Source organism: Methylobacterium sp. (genome assembly GCF_019745455.1).
Lineage (GTDB): Bacteria > Pseudomonadota > Alphaproteobacteria > Rhizobiales > Beijerinckiaceae > Methylobacterium.
Genome location: NZ_JAIETD010000181.1, coordinates 1 through 17,959, shown reverse-complemented (window position 1 = coordinate 17,959; position 17,959 = coordinate 1). Strand labels below are relative to the sequence as shown.

Annotated in this window: 19 protein-coding genes; 11 read left to right on the top strand and 8 right to left on the bottom strand. The window is 68.4% G+C overall.

What is annotated here, in order from left to right; all coding sequences use genetic code 11:
• Positions 1-73 precede the first annotated feature (73 nt).
• The 5 genes from K2Y56_RS26150 (at position 74) to K2Y56_RS26130 (ending at position 4,566) form a co-directional block, all read left to right on the top strand.
• Positions 74-1,099: an amino acid ABC transporter substrate-binding protein gene (locus K2Y56_RS26150; RefSeq protein ID WP_292515049.1), complete on the top strand. Its 1,026-nt coding sequence runs from the start codon at positions 74-76 to the stop codon at positions 1,097-1,099.
• The gene (locus K2Y56_RS26145) at positions 1,096-2,058 is read left to right on the top strand and encodes an ABC transporter permease subunit (RefSeq protein ID WP_292515028.1); all 963 of its coding nucleotides are present in this window, start codon (positions 1,096-1,098) and stop codon (positions 2,056-2,058) included. The genes K2Y56_RS26150 and K2Y56_RS26145 overlap by 4 nt, the downstream gene beginning before the upstream one ends.
• Positions 2,058-3,167, top strand: a complete 1,110-nt coding sequence (locus tag K2Y56_RS26140; RefSeq protein ID WP_292515025.1) for an amino acid ABC transporter permease — start codon at positions 2,058-2,060, stop codon at positions 3,165-3,167. Before K2Y56_RS26145 ends, K2Y56_RS26140 begins: the two co-directional genes overlap by 1 nt.
• 76 nt (positions 3,168-3,243) lie before the next feature.
• Positions 3,244-3,531 (top strand): hypothetical protein, encoded by a 288-nt coding sequence (locus tag K2Y56_RS26135; protein ID WP_292515021.1) that lies wholly within the window; start codon positions 3,244-3,246, stop codon positions 3,529-3,531.
• Between the two features lie 51 nt (positions 3,532-3,582).
• Complete coding sequence (locus tag K2Y56_RS26130; protein WP_292515018.1) at positions 3,583-4,566, top strand: P1 family peptidase; 984 nt, start codon at positions 3,583-3,585, stop codon at positions 4,564-4,566.
• A 3-nt stretch (positions 4,567-4,569) separates the two neighbouring features.
• On the opposite strand, the gene K2Y56_RS26125 is transcribed toward K2Y56_RS26130, so the two are convergent.
• Genes K2Y56_RS26125 through K2Y56_RS26110 form a run of 4 tightly spaced genes read right to left on the bottom strand, consistent with a single transcriptional unit; the run spans position 4,570 to position 7,967 of the window.
• Positions 4,570-5,163, bottom strand: a complete 594-nt coding sequence (locus tag K2Y56_RS26125; protein WP_292515015.1) for a pyridoxamine 5'-phosphate oxidase family protein — start codon at positions 5,161-5,163, stop codon at positions 4,570-4,572.
• Between the two features lie 10 nt (positions 5,164-5,173).
• The gene (locus K2Y56_RS26120; RefSeq protein WP_292515012.1) at positions 5,174-5,500 is read right to left on the bottom strand and encodes a lipid-A-disaccharide synthase N-terminal domain-containing protein; all 327 of its coding nucleotides are present in this window, start codon (positions 5,498-5,500) and stop codon (positions 5,174-5,176) included.
• Complete coding sequence (locus K2Y56_RS26115) at positions 5,500-6,228, bottom strand: glycosyltransferase family 2 protein (protein ID WP_292515009.1); 729 nt, start codon at positions 6,226-6,228, stop codon at positions 5,500-5,502. Before K2Y56_RS26115 ends, K2Y56_RS26120 begins: the two co-directional genes overlap by 1 nt.
• The gene (locus K2Y56_RS26110) at positions 6,225-7,967 is read right to left on the bottom strand and encodes a phospholipid carrier-dependent glycosyltransferase (protein ID WP_292515006.1); all 1,743 of its coding nucleotides are present in this window, start codon (positions 7,965-7,967) and stop codon (positions 6,225-6,227) included. The genes K2Y56_RS26115 and K2Y56_RS26110 overlap by 4 nt, the downstream gene beginning before the upstream one ends.
• Before the next feature lie 188 nt (positions 7,968-8,155).
• Between K2Y56_RS26110 and K2Y56_RS26105 the strand changes: the two genes are divergently transcribed.
• Positions 8,156-8,878 carry a DJ-1/PfpI family protein gene (locus K2Y56_RS26105; protein WP_292515003.1) on the top strand — a complete coding sequence of 241 codons (723 nt, stop codon included), beginning with the start codon at positions 8,156-8,158 and terminating at the stop codon, positions 8,876-8,878.
• Here the strand turns inward: K2Y56_RS26105 and K2Y56_RS26100 are convergent.
• On the bottom strand, positions 8,817-9,629 hold the full coding sequence (locus K2Y56_RS26100; RefSeq protein ID WP_292515000.1) for a hypothetical protein: 813 nt from the start codon (positions 9,627-9,629) through the stop codon (positions 8,817-8,819). The two genes, K2Y56_RS26105 and K2Y56_RS26100, sit on opposite strands and share 62 nt — an antisense overlap.
• A gap of 340 nt (positions 9,630-9,969) precedes the next feature.
• On the opposite strand from K2Y56_RS26100, the gene K2Y56_RS26095 reads away from it, so the two are divergent.
• Positions 9,970-10,353, top strand: a complete 384-nt coding sequence (locus tag K2Y56_RS26095) for a DUF3307 domain-containing protein (RefSeq protein WP_292514996.1) — start codon at positions 9,970-9,972, stop codon at positions 10,351-10,353.
• A gap of 125 nt (positions 10,354-10,478) precedes the next feature.
• Positions 10,479-11,822: an O-antigen ligase gene (locus K2Y56_RS26090; RefSeq protein WP_292514993.1), complete on the top strand. Its 1,344-nt coding sequence runs from the start codon at positions 10,479-10,481 to the stop codon at positions 11,820-11,822.
• 2 nt (positions 11,823-11,824) lie between these two features.
• On the opposite strand, the gene K2Y56_RS26085 is transcribed toward K2Y56_RS26090, so the two are convergent.
• Complete coding sequence (locus K2Y56_RS26085; RefSeq protein WP_292514991.1) at positions 11,825-13,960, bottom strand: adenylate/guanylate cyclase domain-containing protein; 2,136 nt, start codon at positions 13,958-13,960, stop codon at positions 11,825-11,827.
• Positions 13,961-14,207: 247 nt separating this feature from the next.
• On the opposite strand from K2Y56_RS26085, the gene K2Y56_RS26080 reads away from it, so the two are divergent.
• The 3 genes from K2Y56_RS26080 (at position 14,208) to K2Y56_RS26070 (ending at position 16,665) form a co-directional block, all read left to right on the top strand.
• Positions 14,208-15,560, top strand: a complete 1,353-nt coding sequence (locus K2Y56_RS26080) for an EAL domain-containing protein (RefSeq protein WP_292514988.1) — start codon at positions 14,208-14,210, stop codon at positions 15,558-15,560.
• A gap of 7 nt (positions 15,561-15,567) precedes the next feature.
• A complete protein-coding gene (locus K2Y56_RS26075) occupies positions 15,568-16,209 on the top strand; it encodes a FecR family protein (RefSeq protein WP_292514985.1) in 642 nt (213 codons plus the stop codon).
• Between the two features lie 132 nt (positions 16,210-16,341).
• Positions 16,342-16,665, top strand: coding sequence for a hypothetical protein (locus tag K2Y56_RS26070; RefSeq protein WP_292514982.1), 324 nt, complete (start codon positions 16,342-16,344; stop codon positions 16,663-16,665).
• A 3-nt stretch (positions 16,666-16,668) separates the two neighbouring features.
• Here the strand turns inward: K2Y56_RS26070 and K2Y56_RS26065 are convergent, their stop codons facing one another.
• Positions 16,669-17,151, bottom strand: coding sequence for a hypothetical protein (locus tag K2Y56_RS26065; RefSeq protein ID WP_292514980.1), 483 nt, complete (start codon positions 17,149-17,151; stop codon positions 16,669-16,671).
• A gap of 76 nt (positions 17,152-17,227) precedes the next feature.
• Positions 17,228-17,959, bottom strand: a 732-nt coding sequence (locus K2Y56_RS26060) for a replication protein RepA (RefSeq protein ID WP_292514977.1), incomplete at its 5' end; no start/stop codon positions are given.

Genomic DNA, 17,959 nt, shown 5'->3' with positions numbered 1-17,959 from the left:
AGGAGAACTCCGGGTCGCGCCTCGGGTTCTGGAAGCCTCCTTCGAGGCCTCCGCTTCGCTGCGGCGCCTCAGGATGAGGGCTCTGGCGGGAGCGGCCGCTCTCACCGCCCTGATCGTCACACCCGCCCTCGCTCAGAGCTCGCCACCGCAGGGCACCCTCGGCCAGGTCAAGGCCCGCGGCCATCTCGTCTGCGGCGTGAGCCCCGGCGTGGCGGGGTTCAGCGTGCCGGACAGCCAGGGCGAATGGCGCGGCCTCGACGTCGATTTCTGCAGGGCGCTGGCCGCGGCGATCTTCGACGATCCCAAGGCAGTGCGGTTCATCCCGCTCTCCTCGGCGGCGCGCTTCACGGCGGTGCAGTCGGGCGAGGTCGACGTGCTGGCCCGCAACACGACCTGGACCCTGTCGCGCGACTCCGCCGCGATGAATTTCCCCGCCATCACCTTCTTCGACGGCCAGGGTTTCCTGGTGCGCAAGGAGCGCGGGATCGCGCAGGTCAAGCAGCTCGACCGGGCGACGATCTGCCTGCAGCAGGGCACCACCACGGAGCTCAACCTCGCCGACTGGTTCCGCACCCGCGACTTGACCTACCGGGTCGTCACCTTCGCCAACAGCGAGCAGACCCTCGGCGCCTACGAATCCGGCCGCTGCGACGCCTACTCGACCGACAAGTCCTCCCTCTACGGCGAGCGCCTCAAGACCGCGCATCCAGACGAGCACGTCATCCTCGACGAGACGATCTCGAAGGAGCCCTTCGCCCCGGCCGTGCGCCAGGGCGACGACCCCTGGCGCGACATCGTCGCCTGGACCCACTACGCGATGCTCGACGCGGAAGAGGCCGGGATCGGCCAGGCCAATGTCGAGGAACAGCGCAAATCGGTGCTCGGGCCGGATGCGCGCCGCATCCTCGGGCTCGAGGGCCGCTACGGCGAGGCGATGGGGCTGACCTCCGATTGGGCCTACCGGATCGTGCGCCATGTCGGCAATTACGGCGACGTCTTCACCCGCAATGTCGGCGAGGGTTCGCCCCTGAAGGTCCCGCGCGGGCTCAACGCGCTCTGGACCAAGGGAGGCCTGCAGTACGGGCCGCCGATCCGGTGAGGCTGCGCTCCCTCGCGGTCCAGGCGGCACTCCTCCTCGCCATCGCGGCCCTCGCCTATGCGGCAGCCGGCAACGCCTCCGAGAAGCTGGCGCGCCAGGGGATCGTCGCCGGCTTCGATTTCCTCGGGCGGGTCGCCGACTTCGACATCAGCCAGCGGCTGGTCGCCTATTCGGCCGCGACCTCGACCTATGCCGGCGCGATCCTCGTCGGGCTCCTCAACACCCTGCTGGTCTCGGCCCTCGGCATCGTGCTCGCCACGATTCTCGGCTTCACCATCGGCATCGCGCGGCGGGGGCCGAACCTCCTCGCGCGCTGGCTCGCTGCCGCCTATGTCGACCTGTTCCGCAACCTGCCGCTGCTGCTGCAGCTCCTGGTCTGGTACGTGGCGGTGCGCATCGCCCTGCCCGATCCTCAGCACCCGGCGAGCTTCGCCGGGGCCTATCTGAGCCAGCGCGGGCTCTACCTTCCCTGGATCGATCCCGCTGGATCGCCAGCCGTCTCATGGCCCCAGGCCGGCCCCTATGACATCGAGGGCGGCCTGAGCATCCTGCCGGAATTCGCCGCCCTCCTCCTCGGGCTCTCGACCTACACCGCCGCCTTCATCGCCGAGATCGTGCGGGCGGGGCTCGCCAGCGTGTCCGCCGGCCAGAACGCGGCGGCCCTGGCCCTCGGCATGACGCGGGCCCAAGCCCTGCGCTCCGTCGTGGTGCCGCAGGCGATGCGGGTGATCGTGCCGCCCCTCACCAGCCAGTACCTGACGCTCACCAAGAACTCGTCGCTCGCGGTGCTGATCGGCTATCCCGACCTCGTCCACGTCGTGATGGGCACGGTGCTCAACCAGACCAACCAGGCGATGGAAGCGGTGGCGATCACCATGGCGGTGTACCTGACGATCAGCCTGGCGACGGCTCTGGCGATGAACCTCTATAATCGCCGCATCGCCCCGGTGGAGCGCTGATGGCCGAGGCCGCGCCCCCGCGCTCCGTCGCCGGCCCCCTCGCCTGGGCGCGCACGAACCTGTTCTCGGGGTTCGGGAACACGCTGACCACCCTGGCGATCCTCGCCCTTCTCGCCTGGGCCGTGCCGCCGGTCCTGCGCTTCCTGTTCGTCGACGCGGTCTGGTCCGGTACGTCGGGCGAGGCTTGCCGCCCGGAGGTCGTCGGGCGGCCGGTCGGCGCCTGCTGGGCCTTCATCGGCGAGAAGTTCGGGTACTTCGTCTACGGCTCCTACCCGCTCGCCGAGCGCTGGCGGGTGAACCTCGTCTTCGCGCTGGCCGCCTTCGGCCTGACCTGGATGCTCTGGCTCGACGCGCCGCGGCGGGGTCTCGGCGCGATCGTCTCCTTCGGCATCCTGCCGCTTGCCGGGTTCGTCCTCCTCTCTGGCAGCCCGCTTCTCGGCCTCAGGCCGGTGCCGACGGCGCTCTGGGGAGGGCTCCTCGTCACGATCGTGGTGGCGCTCACCGGCATCGTCGCATCGCTGCCGCTCGGCATCCTGCTGGCGCTCGGCCGGCGCTCCTCGCTGCCGGTGCTGCGCTATGCCTGCATCGGCTTCATCGAGTTCTGGCGCGGCGTGCCGCTCATCACCGTCCTGTTCATGGCCAACGTGATGCTGCCGCTGTTCCTGCCCGGCGACCTCACCGTCGACCGGCTGGTGCGGCCGCTGATCGGCATCGCGCTCTTCGCCTCGGCCTACATGGCGGAGGTGGTGCGCGGCGGCCTCCAGGCGATCCCGAAGGGCCAGGCCGAGGCGGCGGCGGCCCTCGGGCTGACGAAGGCCCAGGCCATGCGCCACGTCATCCTGCCCCAGGCCCTGAAGATCGTGGTGCCGGGCATCGTCAACACGATGATCGGCCTCTTCAAGGACACGACCCTCGTCGGCATCGTCGGCATCGCCGATTTCATCCGCACGATCGAGGCCTCGCGGGCCGATCCGCGCTGGTCGGCGCCGATGGTGCCGCTGACGGCCTACGCCTTCGCCGCCCTCGTCTATTTCGCGGCCTGCTTCGCCATGGCGCGCTATGCCGGCTTCATCGAGCGGCGCCTGGCGGCCGGCGACCGGAACGGATGAACCCAGCTGGTCCGTTTCGTTAACGGGCTTGCGCTACGCCTTGGTGAATCACGTATTCTCTCGAGGATGGTTCGACGTGCGTACCCTCCGTGCCCTCGCTGCCGGCGCCGTGTTCGGCGTGAGCCTTCTTGCCATCGGCTTCGTCTGCGTCGACCGCCTCGCGCATCAGCCGGCAGCGCCGGTCCCGGTCATGGCCCGCACGAACCAACTCGCCCCGAGCACCACCGGCTCCATCGCCGGGACGCCGCTGCCGACGGCCCTGCCGAAGCTCGCGGCCTTGCCGAAGGCCACGGACGGCTTCGACACCGAGCGTCTCAACGCCCTGCTTCGCGGCGACCCGATCTCGGGGCCGGCCCGGCGCTGATCTGTCTGTCCGCTCGGACCTGAGCATGCCATGCTCGGGCCGGAGGGGACGATGCGCAGCCTGATCACCGACATCGCCGGCATCACGGTCGGCCACGCCCATGATGCGGGGCTGATCAGCGGCACCACCGCGATCCTGTTCGCGGAGCCCGTGGTGGCGGGCGTCGACATCCGCGGCGGCGGTCCCGGCACCCGCGAGACCGAACTCCTCGATCCCGAGCGCACGGTGGAGCGCATCGACGCCCTCGTCCTGTCCGGCGGCTCGGCCTTCGGGCTCGATGCGGCCGCGGGCGTCATGGCCCGCCTCGCCGAGACGGGGCGCGGCTTCGCGATCGGCCCGGCGCGCGTGCCGATCGTGCCGGCCGCGATCCTGTTCGACCTCCTCAACGGCGGCGACAAGGATTGGGGGCGGTTCCCGCCCTATCGCGACCTCGGCTACGCGGCGGCCTGCGCTGCCGCCGCTGACTTCGCCCTCGGCTCGGCCGGGGCGGGGCTCGGTGCCACCGCCGCCGAACTCAGGGGAGGGCTCGGCTCCGCCTCGGCAAGGGTACAGGGCACGCAGGCGCGAGTCGGCGCCCTCGCGGCAATCAACGCCTTCGGACGCGTCACGGTCGGGGATGGCCCCTGGTTCTGGGCCGCGCCTTTCGAGGTCGAGGCCGAGTTCGGGGGCCTCGGGCTTCCCGCCGCGATGCCGGCCACGGCCTTCGACTGGCCGCGCAAGGCGCTGCCCGGCGCCAATACCACGCTCGCGGTGGTCGCCACCGACGCCTGCCTCACCAAGGCTCAGGCTCGGCGGCTCGCCGTGATGGCGCAGGATGGACTGGCACGGGCCATCCACCCGGTCCACACGCCGCTCGACGGCGACATCGTCTTCGCCGTCGCCACCGGCCTGGTACCGCTCGCCGACCCGCTCGACGATCTCGCCCGGATCGGCGACGCGGCGGCACGCTGCCTCGCCCGCTCGATCGCGATCGGGATCTACGAGGCCTCGCCGGGCGGGCCGGCGCCGGCCTGGCGCGAGCGGCACGGCGGCTGAGGCTCAAGGCACGAGCCAATCCCCCGACCACCCCTCGCCGCTCCGCGCCCAGCCGGCCCGGCGATGGCCTCGGCGGTCGAGATAGAGGAATTCGAGGGTCTCGACCGCGACGACGACCGCGCAGAAATTGGCACGGCCGCCGCCCGTCGCCCCCTCGTCCGGCAGGGTGTAGGCGCCGCCCGTGGCGATGACGGTGCCGGGCGCCGGCGCGGTGCCGTAGCAGACCCGGCTCATCGCCATCGACACGGCCCAGGCCGCATCCGCCACCGCATCGTCGGCGTGGAGCGTAGCGGAGCCGGAGACACGAATCTGGACCTTGTCCTGCGCATCGTAGGCGTGGAGCGCGGCAAAGCCCGATCGGGCGATGTCGTCCGCCTTGTGCGAGCGGCGGTCGCAGTGGAACCGAAGCGTCCCGCTGCCCCGATCGGCGCTGCGCAGCACCACGGTGCGGACCTGGGGCCGCCCCTGCCCGTCGATCGTGGCGAGGGAGGGCGTGTGGAAGGCCGTGCGGGCGCTCGCGGCGCCCGCTTCGAGGAGCCGCCAAAGCTCGTTCAGGGAGGCGTCGAGGTCGTCGTGGAAGGGCGGCAGAGGGATCATGGAGAAGGACTCATGCGCGCGGCGCCCGCCTCTCGCGCAGGATCAGCACCACGTTGCGCAGGTAGATCAGCGTCGACAGCCCCTGCCCGAAGATGATCACCGGCTCGCGCCGGACGATGCCGTAGACCAGGGTCATCAATCCGCCCGCGATGGAGAGGAACCAAAAGGAGAGCGGCATCACGCTCTTGCCGGCCCGCTCGCTGGCGATCCATTGGAAGATGAAGCGGCAGCCGAAGACGAGCTGGGCGGCGAGCCCGAAGACGAGCCAGAGGTCGAAACGGGTGACGAAGACGTCGTAGACGTAGCCGCGCAGGTCCGCGGCGAGTTGGATCAGCATCAGCTCACCTCGTGCACCGGTGGTGCCGGACGCTTGCGCCGGATCAGCCACCACACCCCGGCAAGATCGAGGAGACCGACCCAGAGCCGGTCGAACAGGCCGTAATTCGAGCGGCCGGTGAAGCGCGGCCGGTCGACGACGTCGCGGTGGACCACCGTGTAGCCCTCGCGGACCACCAGAGCCGGCATGAAGCGGTGGAGCGCGTCGAAATAGGGCAATGCCCGGTAGACGTCGCGGCGGAACACCTTGAGGCCGCAGCCGGTATCGCGGGTGGCATCCTTGAGGATGCGGCCGCGCACTCCGTTGGCGATGCGCGATTGCAGGGTCTTCAGCCGCCCGTCCTTGCGCCCGACGCGCTGGCCCTGCGCGAGGCCTGCCCCCTCTCCCGCCTCTTCGAGGGCCGAGAACAGGGCGGGGATGAAGGCCGGGTCGTTCTGGCCGTCGCCGTCGAGGGTGGCGACGATGGCGCTTCTGGCAGCCGTGACGCCGCTGCGCACCGCCGCCGACTGCCCCCCGCTGCGGAAGTGACGCAGCACCCTGAGCCAGGGATGGCGGGTCCTGGCAGCGGCGAGCGCCGCGGCGGTGCCGTCGGTCGAGCCGTCATCGACATAGATCACCTCGAAAGGGGCGAGGTCTTCGCAGGCCGCGGCGATCTCCGCGAGGAGCCCGGCGATATTGCCGGCCTCGTTCTTGACCGGGACGACCACCGAGAGGCGCGGGACGCTCATCGGGGCACCACCCCATAGGCGGAGAGATCGACCCGGCGGCCACTGTTGAGGTTGAAGCCGGAGACCTGCCCAACGATGACCTGCCCGACAATCTTCGCCTGCACCTTCGTCGCCTCGAATTCCGGCCCGTAACGGTCCTCGACGAAGACGAGGCGGCATCCGCCGGCGTTGAGGAAGTCGCGCGCCTCGGCGCCGGTATTGAGCATGGTCAGGTCCGTGCCGATGAGGAAGACGAGGCTGGGCTCGCGATAGCCGAGGCTGGCGACCTTCGGTCGGCAGGGCAAGCCGTCTCGGATGGCGGCAAGGCGCGGCGAGACCTTGAGGGAGGCGATCGCCGGCTGCGTCAGGCCCAGCACGCCCGGCAGAAGGAGAACGGAGGCGGCGACGGCGAGAATCAGAGCCCGTTCGGCGGTCTCGCGCATCAGGGCGAGGGCGGAGAGGAGGGCGACGAGGCAAGCGGCTGTCATGAGCGGCAGGCCCGCCCAGGGAACGACGCGGTCGAGGTGCCAGGCGGTGCCGACGAGCCCGGCGAGGATTCCGGCCGGGATGAGGACGACGAGGATCGCCGCGAGCGCTTGGCGCAGGCGGCCGGGCGGCGTGCCGCGCTGCCACGGTTCCAGGGCCGCGGCCGGCACCAGGGCGGCGACCGCCAGGATCGCGACGGCCGGTACCAAGGGCAGGAGGTAATGCGGCAGCTTCGTCGGCACCGCCTCGAACAGCAGCCAGGCCGGCACGATCCAGGCGAGGAGGAACGCGGCCGCATCCGCGCGCCGGTTTGCAAGAGCCCGCGGCAGGCCGAGGGCCGCGAAGGGGGCGGCAGGCCAGAAGGTCGCGAAGAAGACGAGGAGATACGTGCCGGGCGGCGCCCCATGCTTCTCGGCCGCGCCGCCGACCTTGGCCAGCATGTCCTGCCCCACCGAGGCACCGAAGAAGGCGCCGCCGCTCTTCCATGCGATGGCGAGGAACCAGGGCGCCACGACACTGAGGGTGATGCCGAGCCCCAGCGCAGGCCGCAGGGCGAGGAGCCAGCGACCCGAGCCGTCCCGCCAGGACAGCACGAGGGCAGGAAGCCCGACGAAGAGCGGCACCATCGGACCCTTCACCAGGATGCCGAGGGCCATGGCGACCCAGAAAGCGAGGATTGCGGCGTGCCCGAGGTCGCGCCGGCCGCGCCAGATCCAGGCTCTGGCGAGCCCGCCCATCGCCGCCGTCGTGCAGGCGGCGAGCAACGCGTCGGTCTTGGCGAGATGAGCCTCGGCCGAGAGCATCAGGCAGGTTCCGAACAGGGCGGAGGCGAGGAGTGCACCGCGCCGGGTCAGCACCGCCAGACCCGCCCAGTAGCTCAGGAGAACGGCCGCCAGGGCTCCGACGAGAGAGGGGATACGATAGAGGGCTATGGTCGTGCGGGCTTGCGCAACGCCCATCGCCTCCCCGGCCGCCACCGCCGCGGCCTGGGCCCAGTAGATGCCGACCGGTTTCTTGTGGCGGGCCTCGGCCTGAAACCGGATGTCGACGAGGTCGCCGGTCTCCAACATCTGCTTCGAGGCCTGGGCGAAGCGCGGCTCGTCGCGGTCCATGGGCTGGAGCGAGACGAGGCCAGGCAGGAAGACCGCGAGCGACAGGGCGAGAAGAAGCGCGCCGGCGCGGGCATGGCTGCGCGCGCCGATATCGAGAAGCATGTCGAGGACGCCCAGGGCGTCGCCCCCGCGCCGGATGCGCCCGGCATCGAGATCGATCATGGCGAGCGCTTCACGAAGACAAGGCCGTGACGGCGTTCATGGCGCGGCTCCAGGCCGGCAATCGGCCCGATGATCCGGATGCCGAGGCGGGCGCCCGTGTCGGGGAAGGCGATGGGAAAGTCAAATTCGGCGTGCGGAGAAAGCGAATGGCGCCTATGACGAGGATCTTGGCTCTTCGGATTCCTGCGATGCCCGTCCAGATCGGCCTTCTCGCCTTCCCGGGCGTCCAGCAGCTCGACCTCACCGCGCCCTTCGAGGTTTTCGCCTCCCTGCCGGAAACCGAGGTGCACGTCATCGCGGCGAGGCTCGAACCGGTGCGCAGCGCCACCGGGCTCATGCTGACGCCGACGCTTACCTGCGGTTCCTGCCCTCCCCTCGACGTGATCTGCATTCCGGGCGGGGTCGGCGTGAACGCGCTGATGCAGGACGAGGCGATGATCGCCTTCGTGCGACATCAGGCGCGAGGCGCGCGTTACGTCACCTCGGTCTGCACGGGAGCGCTGGTGCTCGCCGCGGCGGGTCTCCTCAAGGGCAAGCGCGCGACGACCCACTGGGCCGCCCTCGATCTGCTGGCGGCTTTCGGAGCGATCCCGGTCGCCGAGCGGGTGGTGCGCGACGGAAATCTCTTCACCGGCGGCGGAGTCACCGCCGGGATCGACTTCGCGCTCACGCTGGCAGCCGAACTGATGGGCCGTAGCGTCGCCGAGGCGACTCAGCTCGCCCTCGAATACGCGCCAGCCCCGCCTTTCTCGTCTGGGACGCCGCAGACGGCCACCCCGGATGTCCTGGCTACGGCGAGGGCGCGGCTCTCTGGCAGCCGGGCCGAGCGGGAACGCATCGTCGCGGCGATCACCGCCCCGCCTTCGCCTCGAACAGAACCCAGCCCGATTCCGCACCCCGCTCCTCGCTGAGGCAGATCCAGGCTTCGTTGTCTGGGATCGCGGACAGGCGGGGGAAGGCGAACGGATTGCGGCCCTCGCGCGCGATCGGCTTCGCCTCGTGCGTCCCGGCGAGTCGCTCGGTCAGGACGTCGACGCTTCGACGGCCCTCGACGTCGTGGCTCTCGACGACGAGGTCGGCGTTCGCCAGGTGCGGAACGGCGACAGGGTCCAGGACGGCGATCTCGGCACCCTCGATGTCGACGAGGACGAGGGCACGGCCTGCACCTGCCAGCGTCGCATCAAGGACGCTGGCCGTCGCCTCGCCCCGGATGTCGAGGGAGACGCCGTTCAGGTCCGCATTGGCTTTGATCACGCCCTGCGAAGCGGCATCCCGCTCGTAGGCGATCACGGGAAGCTTCGCCGCTCGAGCCATGCCGACGGCAAAGAACCCGTTGGCCGCCCCGATGTCGACGAACATGCCGTAGGAGGAGAGGTCGCGGGCGAAGAGCGCCTCCACCACCTCGCGTTCGTACTGGCCGAGCAGCATCGCGACCATGTCGTGGCCCCAGTTCGCCGTGGGACTCAGATGCAGGCCGCGGAACGGCCCGTCCTGCACCCGCCCGCCGGCATCGCGATAGATCGCCTCGGCCTGTCGGGACTTCACCAGGGCGACGTGATTGTAGAACAGCGAGGTCGAGAGCTTCTCGAAGGCCGGTGCGACGAGCCGATAGCGCAAAGCACGCGTCGTCACCGCCCTCAGGCTCGTCCTCAGAAGGCCCATCTGTCGATCCCCGTCGTGCCTGTGTCGCCGGTTCGCCATAAGGCAAAGCTCGTACGGGGACGAGGGCGGGAAACGCTGAGATCCGCCGCATCTCGGGCGGGGTTGCGATCGGCCTGGGCCAGCGCCGCCGCGACCCGAAATCGGTGCATGCGGCCCCATCCATCCTGTTCGGCGATAGCGGTATGGATCGCGAGTGGAACAGCGACGTCGTCGATCCGCCAGCGGCGCCGCAGGATGCCGCCGCGTGAGGAAGTCTGAGGTCAGGGATTCGCTAAGGCGATTGACGTACTAAGGACACGGTTCGGCAGCCGTTTCAGACCATGGGGAAGACGGAAGATTCATGACCCTGGTCCCGATCTCGATGGTCGTGGCGCTCTCGGGCACCATGGCGATCAAACATTACCTCGCGGATTTCCTGCTCCAGACCGACTGGATGGCGCGGGGGAAGGAGCGCGAAAGGCACTGGCTGCTCCCGCTCGCAGCTCATGCAGGCTGCCATGCCGGCATGACGCTCGCCGTCGCCCTCGTCGTGGAGCCGCGGCTCTGGTGGCTCTGCCTCGTGGATTTCTCGATTCATGCCGCGATCGACAAGGCGAAGGCCACGATCGGGCGACGGCTGGCGCTGATCCCGTCCCAGGCGCGATTCTGGTGGCTCATGGGTTTCGACCAGCTGCTGCACGGGCTCACCGATCTCGGACTCGTAGCCGCGCTTCTCAGCCTGTGACGATACGATAGGCTGGTACGGAATCCGCTGAAGAGCGGCCAGGGATCGCGGCGGTGGCAGAGGATGGCACAGATCGGTCCCGTGCCGGGACCGCAGGCGGCGCCCGCCCGGCCTGGAGCATGGATATGACGACAGGGATCGAGAGCCATCCCGGCGTGGCGGCCTCACGCCAGACCGACATTCCGGATGCGGTCCGGATCGGCGCGATGGTCTTCGTTCTCGCGGTCGTTCTGGTCGGGTCGAGCCCCTTCCAGGACCGCATGGGCACCTACCTGATCGAGGCGGGCGACGGCGGCAATCTCGCCAACCAGATCCTGGTGGTGATGGTCGGCGCCCTGGCGGGAAGCCTGATCCTGCATCGAGGCCTGTCGACGCTTCGCCCGCTCCTGACGCTCTCCTGCCTCGCCGCCCTCGCCTGGTTCGTCCTCACCACCGTGACGTCCGTGGCGCCTGCGACCTCGGGACGGCGCCTCATATCCCTCGTCATCCTGCTCTCGGCGGCGGCGGCGATGCTGGTCATTCCCCGCAACCCGCGCCAGTTCGCCACCATCCTGGGAAGCACGGCCCTCCTGATCGTCGTGATCTGCTACGCCAGTCTCGTCCTCGCTCCGACCCTGTCCATCCACGATGCCCTCGATCTCACCGAGCCGGAGCATGCGGGCGCTTGGCGCGGTCTCTACAACCACAAGAACGGCGCCGGCGCCATCATGGCGATCTTCGTCTTCATCGGCCTGTTCTGGCGCCGGATGGGTGCGCCATTCCTCGGAACCTGCCTTTCCCTGCTCTCCGTGATCTTCCTCGCCCTCACCTTCGCGAAATCAGCGATGACGCTGATGCCGGCCGTGCTGGCCCTGGGCTGGCTCCTCACCCGGTCGTCGGCGTCCTGGTGGCGCGCGCTCCTGGTGTTCGGTCCCCTGGCGGCGCTTCTGGCGGCCACGGTCGGCACGGTGCTCGTCCCGTCGCTCAGCTCGGCCGTCGCGGCCATCCTGGGAAATGCCAGCTTCACCGGCCGGACGGAAATCTGGGACTTCGCCATCGACAACATCCTCAAGCGGCCGGTCACCGGCTACGGTTACGGCGCCTTCTGGGACAGCGTGTTCTACGGCGGCGGTTCGGATGCCGAGAGCTGGGTGAACTCGATCAAGAGCGCCCATAACGGATATCTCAGCGTGGCCCTCGATCTCGGCCTGCCGGGTCTCGGCTTGGTGCTGTGGTGGTATCTGCTGAAGCCTTTCCGCGATCTGCAGGCCAGCACGCCGACGCCGGGGATGCCCCCTCTGACGCTTCTCCTCGTCAGGATGTGGCTGTTCGTGATGCTGCTCACGGTCTTCGAGACCGCCCTCTATCTGCCGGTCCCGCCCAATGGGCTGTCGTTCTTCGTGGCACTCAGCGTTTTCGGGCTGCGTTACCTCACCTGTGCGGCCGTCGCGACCGAGACCAGCACCCATTCCCATCACCGCGCGGGTTGAGATCAGGCGGCGATCCGCAGCGACCGCTCGCCCGATGCGATGCGGCGGGCGTGAAGCGAGACGATGGTGTCATCCGGGCGCTCGGCATGGAGCGCCAGCATCGCCCTGGCTCCCTCCTCCTCGCCGGCACTGAGGCGAGCGAAGGCCTCACGGTAGCGTTCCTCGAACGCGCTTCCGTCACCCCGAAGCCCTGCGCTGGGTTCGAAGACCGGAACGCCCTGCATCTTACCCCGCAACATCAGGATGCCGACGGGCCTGAACGACCGGCCGGGACAACCGGCCACGGTGCTGTCGGCGATGCAGATCCGCGTGCCGAGGGCCTTGTTGGCTGCCTCGAGTCGGGCCGCCGTGTTGATGGCGTCGCCATGGGCCGTATAGTCGAAGCGACGCGAGCCTCCGAAATTACCGACGACGGCGACACCGGTATTGACCCCGATGCGCGTCTTGCCGAATGGAACCCCCCTGTCGTTCTGGCTCGTCGCGAAGCCTATGGCGAAGGAGTCCATCGCGATGGCGCAGGCGACCGCGCGCTCGGCATGGTCGGGCTGGTCGAGAGGCGCGTTGAACATGACGTGGACCGCATCGCCCACGATCTTGTCCACGGTACCGCCATGCGCCATCGCGATCCCGCACAGGCCGTCGAGATAGCCGTTGAGCAGCGATACGAGGGCTTCCGCGCCGTGCGTCTCGGTGAGCGCCGTGAAGCCTTCGAGATCCGTGAACAGAAAGGTCATGCTGCGGCTCTCGCCGCCGAGCTTGAGCTGGTCGGGGTTGGCGGCCAGGGCATTGACGAGGTCGGGCGAGAGGTAGTGCGTGAAGGCCTCGCGCAAGTGCACGGCATCGCGCTCGGTGAGGAGGTGGCGCGAGAGGATCGCGGCAGCGAAACTCGTTGCGACCGCGAGCAGCGGGAGAGATGCGTCGACGAGCAAGCCGGCGTGACGATAAGCGACCCATGCACCCGTGCCGAGGACGGCGATGATGCCGGCCGTCAACCCCATCGCGAACCGGACATTCAATGATCCCGCCGCGATGGCGGCCAGAAGCGCCATCGCGCATGCGGCAACGATCTCCATGCCCCCGGCCGAAGCAGGGCGGTTGAGATGATGACCCGATAGGATCTGCTCGAGGGCTTCGGCATGGATGTTGACGCCGGGCTCGTAAGCGGTGAGCGCCGTCGGGCGCAGGTCACCGAGGCCGACGGCACTCGTTCCGACGAGGACGATGTGTCCGGCGATACGTTCGCGCAGTGTCTCGCGCGCCTCCGGGTCCAGCACCTGCCAGGCCGCGACCGTGCGCTCACGGACGCTGCCGCTCTGATGAAGCAGCAGGGCACCGTCCCGGTCGAGGGGAATATCCAACGCACCGACGCGGACCGTGAAACCGGTCACCGGGTTGCCTGAACCACCGTCCTGCTCGGTCCGCACGCGGATCGTGTCCTCGCCCTGGGCAAGCCTGAGCGCTTCGAGGGCGAGAGACGGAACGAGGTTTCCGCGGAAGACACTCAGGAGAGGCAGGCGCCGGATGATCTCGTCCCGGCCGGCCGCGATGGTGAAGCTGCCATGTCCGGCCGCTGCCTCGTCGAGTACCGGAATGTTCGGAATGATCCCGGAAAAAGAGGGGAGAACAGACGCCGGATTCGGCCCGATGACGGCGAAGGCAGGAAGGCGAGGCGCGACGCCTTCGTTGGCACCAGGAAGAAGGCCGTAGCCGGCGACGAGACGGGCCTTGGAGAAGGCTTTGGCCAGCGTCTCGTCGTGATCGGGAAGTGACTGGACGCCGCTCGGAAGCACGTCCCAGCCGTGAGCCTGCCGCCAGGTCTCGAGAAGGCGGCGGGGCGAGGTCCGGTCGGGTTCCGCGAAGACGACATCCAGGGCGATGGATGCGGCGCCGAGCTCATGCAGCCCGGCGACGAGATCGGCAACCTTGTCTCGTGGCCAGGGCCATTGTCCATGCCGCTTGAGAGAGGCGTCGTCGATGTCGATGACCCGGACCGGGAGCGCTTCGGCGGAGATGCGAGGTGCCGCGCGCTGCATCAGGTCGAAGCCGGCGAAACGCAGCCGTTCGAAGGGGTCGGGCAACGCTGCGCGCAATCCGAGGATCACGACGACGCTCGCCAATCCGGCGAGAACCGGGGACATGCGTCTCAAGACGCGACGCATCGGAAATCTCCGTCAGCGACAGTAGATAGCCACCCGCTCAAGGCATCGGGCACCGGATCGATCTTCACCCTCGCATGGACGGGTGAAGGGATTCGGTATCGCGATAGCAACCAGATTCCGTTCTCCTCCATCGAGTCTGCCGACCCGTTGAGAGACTCGATTAAACTTCTTCTGCGACGATGGTCCGGTCGCCCTCGAATGGGCCACGGGGCGTCCAAGCCAGTCCATGACAAATTCGTATGCACGCCTCGACCTAGCAGCCGGATCGATGCTGTTCGCGGAAGGGGAAGCAGGTCAGGCTGCCTACCTGATCATGGATGGCGAGATCGAGATCTTCCTCAACCGAGAGGGCGATGAGATCGCGCTCGCGAACCGGGGCATCGGCGAGATCGTCGGCGAGATGGCCCTGCTCGATGCCGGTCTCCGGTCCGCATCGGCGCGGGTCGTGGCCGATTGCAGCCTGATTCCCATCACCGAGGACCAGATCCAGCACCGGCTCACGCAGCTCGATCCGATCATGCGGATGTGCCTGAGTGCCGTGCTCGAACGTTACCGCGACATGGTCTCGCTGGTGAGCAAGGCAGCCTTGCCCCGCCAGACGAGCGCGGCGGAGCAGGCCGAGACACCACCGGACGATCGAAGCACGACGCCCGACACGTCGGAAAGGCAGGGCCATTCCGATCGCATGAAGGAGGCGATCGGCCAACTCGTCATGGAACGAGAACTGCGCCGCGCCCTCGATCAGGGCGAGCTCGAACTCTTCCTTCAGCCGATCGTCCGGTTGAGCACCGGACGCTTCGCAGGTTTCGAGGCGCTGATGCGGTGGCGCCATCCGGAGCGCGGATTGGTGCCGCCTCTCACCTTCATCCCGGTGGCTGAAGCCAGCGGGTTCATCGTGGAGCTGACGCGCTGGGCGCTGTCGGAGGTCGGGCGTGTGATGCCCCAGATCATGCTGGCGAGCCTGCACAACCCTCAGGCCGTGGAGGGAACTCCGTTCCTAAGCGTCAACGTCTCCGGCCATGATCTCGCCCTCGTCGATTTCCCCGCGATGATCGCCCGGATGTTGGAAACCTCGGGCATGGCGCCCGAGAGCCTCAAGCTCGAGATCACCGAAAGCATCCTGATGCAGGATCCGCGTCAGGCATCGGACACGCTCGAACAGTGCCGCGACACCGGAATGGGAATCGCCATCGACGATTTCGGAACCGGGTATTCCAGTCTCAGCTACCTCACGACGCTGCCGATCACGACCCTCAAGGTCGACCGAGCCTTCGTCCAGGCCATGCTCGGGGACGCACGCAGCCGCAAGATCGTCCAGACCATCCTGCGCCTCGCCGAGGAACTCGCCATACCCGTCGTCGCGGAAGGAATCGAGCAACCGGCGGAGGCAGAGGCACTCACCGCGATGGGATGCGACTTCGGCCAGGGCTACCTGTTCGGCAAACCCGTTCCGCTGACTGAGACGCTCGCCCTGATCAGAAAGCACAATGCAGCACCGGGCAGGTCGGCGGATCAAGATACCGATGCGGTGATCCGGGACATCACGACATCGCAATCAAACATGCGCAGGATCGGATAACATTGCCATGACCTCCTTTTCTCGTTTCGCCGTCGCCGCAATCCTCGCCAGCGGTCCGGCACTCGCAGCGGTGCCGCCCGCCTCCGCCGCCGATGTCGTCGGCCAGGTCGACAAGGTCGAACGGCAGGCCGTGGCGGTGGTCGAGGGCCAGTCGAGGGACATGACGGTCGCCGGACCCGTCTTCTTCAAGGACATGATCCGCACCGGAGGAGCGTCGCGTCTCGAATCCAAACTCGCCGACGGAACCGTCCTCACCCTGGGGGAACATGCCAAGATCACGGTCGACGAATTCGTCTACCGGCCGGATCGCCAGGGCGGCAAACTCGGACTGACGGTGGCGCGCGGGGCCTTCCTGTTCGTCGGCGGCAAGATCGAAGGCCCGACCGGTGGAAATGTCGCGATCCGCACTGCGGTCGGCACCCTGGGAGTGCGCGGGACCACCGTCTGGGGCGGGCCGATCGACGGCGGCTTCGGCGTGCTCGTCCTCGACGGCCTGGTGACCCTCAAGACCGCGCGCGGGAGCGTCACCATGCGCAAGGGCCAGGGTACGATGGTCTATGCCGGGCGGGCGCCACAAACTGCGGCGCCCTGGCCGGAGGACCGGACCAAGCGGGCCGTGGCGACGATCAGCTTCAGCCCGAAACGGTGAACGGGACGCTTGGACGATTGCTTTTGTTTCCAATCGGTTACAGCTAGGTTCATAGAGAATTCAGGCTGTTTTTGCGATTCCCGCAGGCGTCCGGCGCCTCCATCTGCCGGACCTCCTGAGAGGATCATTCCCATGTCCAAAAAGGTGCTTGCGATGGCTGCGGCCATCGTCGGCGGCATCGGCCTGGCCAGCAGCCTTGGCGGTGCCGCCCACGCGGCTCCCCTCGCCGTCACGACCGGGCCATCTCTCGCCGGGGACGCTTTGACGAATGTGGCCTATGGCTGCGGCCCCGGTTTCGTCCCCAACCGCTTCGGCTATTGCCGGCCGATCTACCGGCCCTACGGTTTCTACGGGCCGCGCCGCTTCTACGGACCCCGTCATGGCTTCTACGGGCCGCGCTTCGGCTACCGCCGCCACGTCTATGGTCCGCGGCCGGTCTTCGGTTTCGGGTTCTAAGCCTCACGTGTCGGACGCTCCGTCGGCAGACGGGGCGTCTCCCTCCGGGGCGAGGTCGTAGACGGCATCGCCCAATCGACGGAAGGGTCCGCCCGCACCCGACCGCTTCCATAGCCGGGTGTTGAGAGCGGCGACGGGATCGAGCCCCGCCACATCGAAACCGGCAGCTCTCAGCCGATCGAGGAGTTCGGAGGCGTGCATCGGCCGGCCGGTGTCCCGCAGGGTCGCGAGACAGGCGGCGATGATCGCGCGGCCGCGTCCCCGCGTTCCAGGATCCGATATCGCCGGCGGGATATCGGCCTCACCGGACGTCTCGGGAAATAGTCGAACAGGAGCCTCGGGCGAGGGGACGGCCTGGCTCGTCTGCAGACGTCGGCCGAGTTCGAGGAAGGCGAGACAATCGGCGATCTCGCGCTCGATCACCTCGCGCTGACGGCGCAAGATTTCGAGACGCGCTTCGGCTTGTGACTGCGTCAGGAACGCCATCGATTCCGATCCGGCCTTGGTTCATCCCGATATCGTGCTCCTCATAGCATCTTCCGAATAAAATGGAATATTCTACTTAGAGCGAGGCTTGGCGCCGAGGTGCGCGTCCGGGCTTCGGCGGGATGAGAAGACTGGACGCATCCGCAGGTCGCAGCAGCATGCCATTATCGTCGAGGTCGATCGGCAGTTTGGGAAACACCTCGCGCAGATGGGCGAGATCGGCTTTGAAGGCCTGGCGGAAGCTGCGGATGCTGGCGTTGTCGGCACCGAATTGGGCGTGAAGGTTCATCCAGGTCAGGCGTAAGGGACGCTGCAGGGCACGCAGGCGATATCCGACCCAGAACAGCAGATCGAGCTTGCGGGCCGAGCCCGAGAAGGCCCTCGCCGCCCGGATATCGACCGGCAGAGCATGGCGGATCAGGTTGTCGTAGAAGTCCTGGTGAAACTGGACGGTCTTCGACCACACATGGCCGTCGCCGCCCTGGGGCAGCCACAGATCGAGCTGGCGGAATGGGGGAACGTTCAGGGTGCGGGCGGAATCGCCCCCGTCCCAGAGCCCGATCTGCATGGTGCAGGCGGCAAGACGGTTGAGCTGCTCCTTGAACTGGCGGATCGTCCCGCGCTCGCCGCCCGTCACGGCAAAACCCATCTCCTTCATGAAGCCCGAGAGGCTGTCGGCCACGGCGATCGTCGGGCTGCGTTGGCGGACCGCCTCGGTACAGAGATGCAGGAGGACGAGGCGTGCCTTCGGCCCGTAGGGCAGGCCCTGCAGCTCCATCTCGCCGTTGGCGGGGTTCTTCAACCGGCC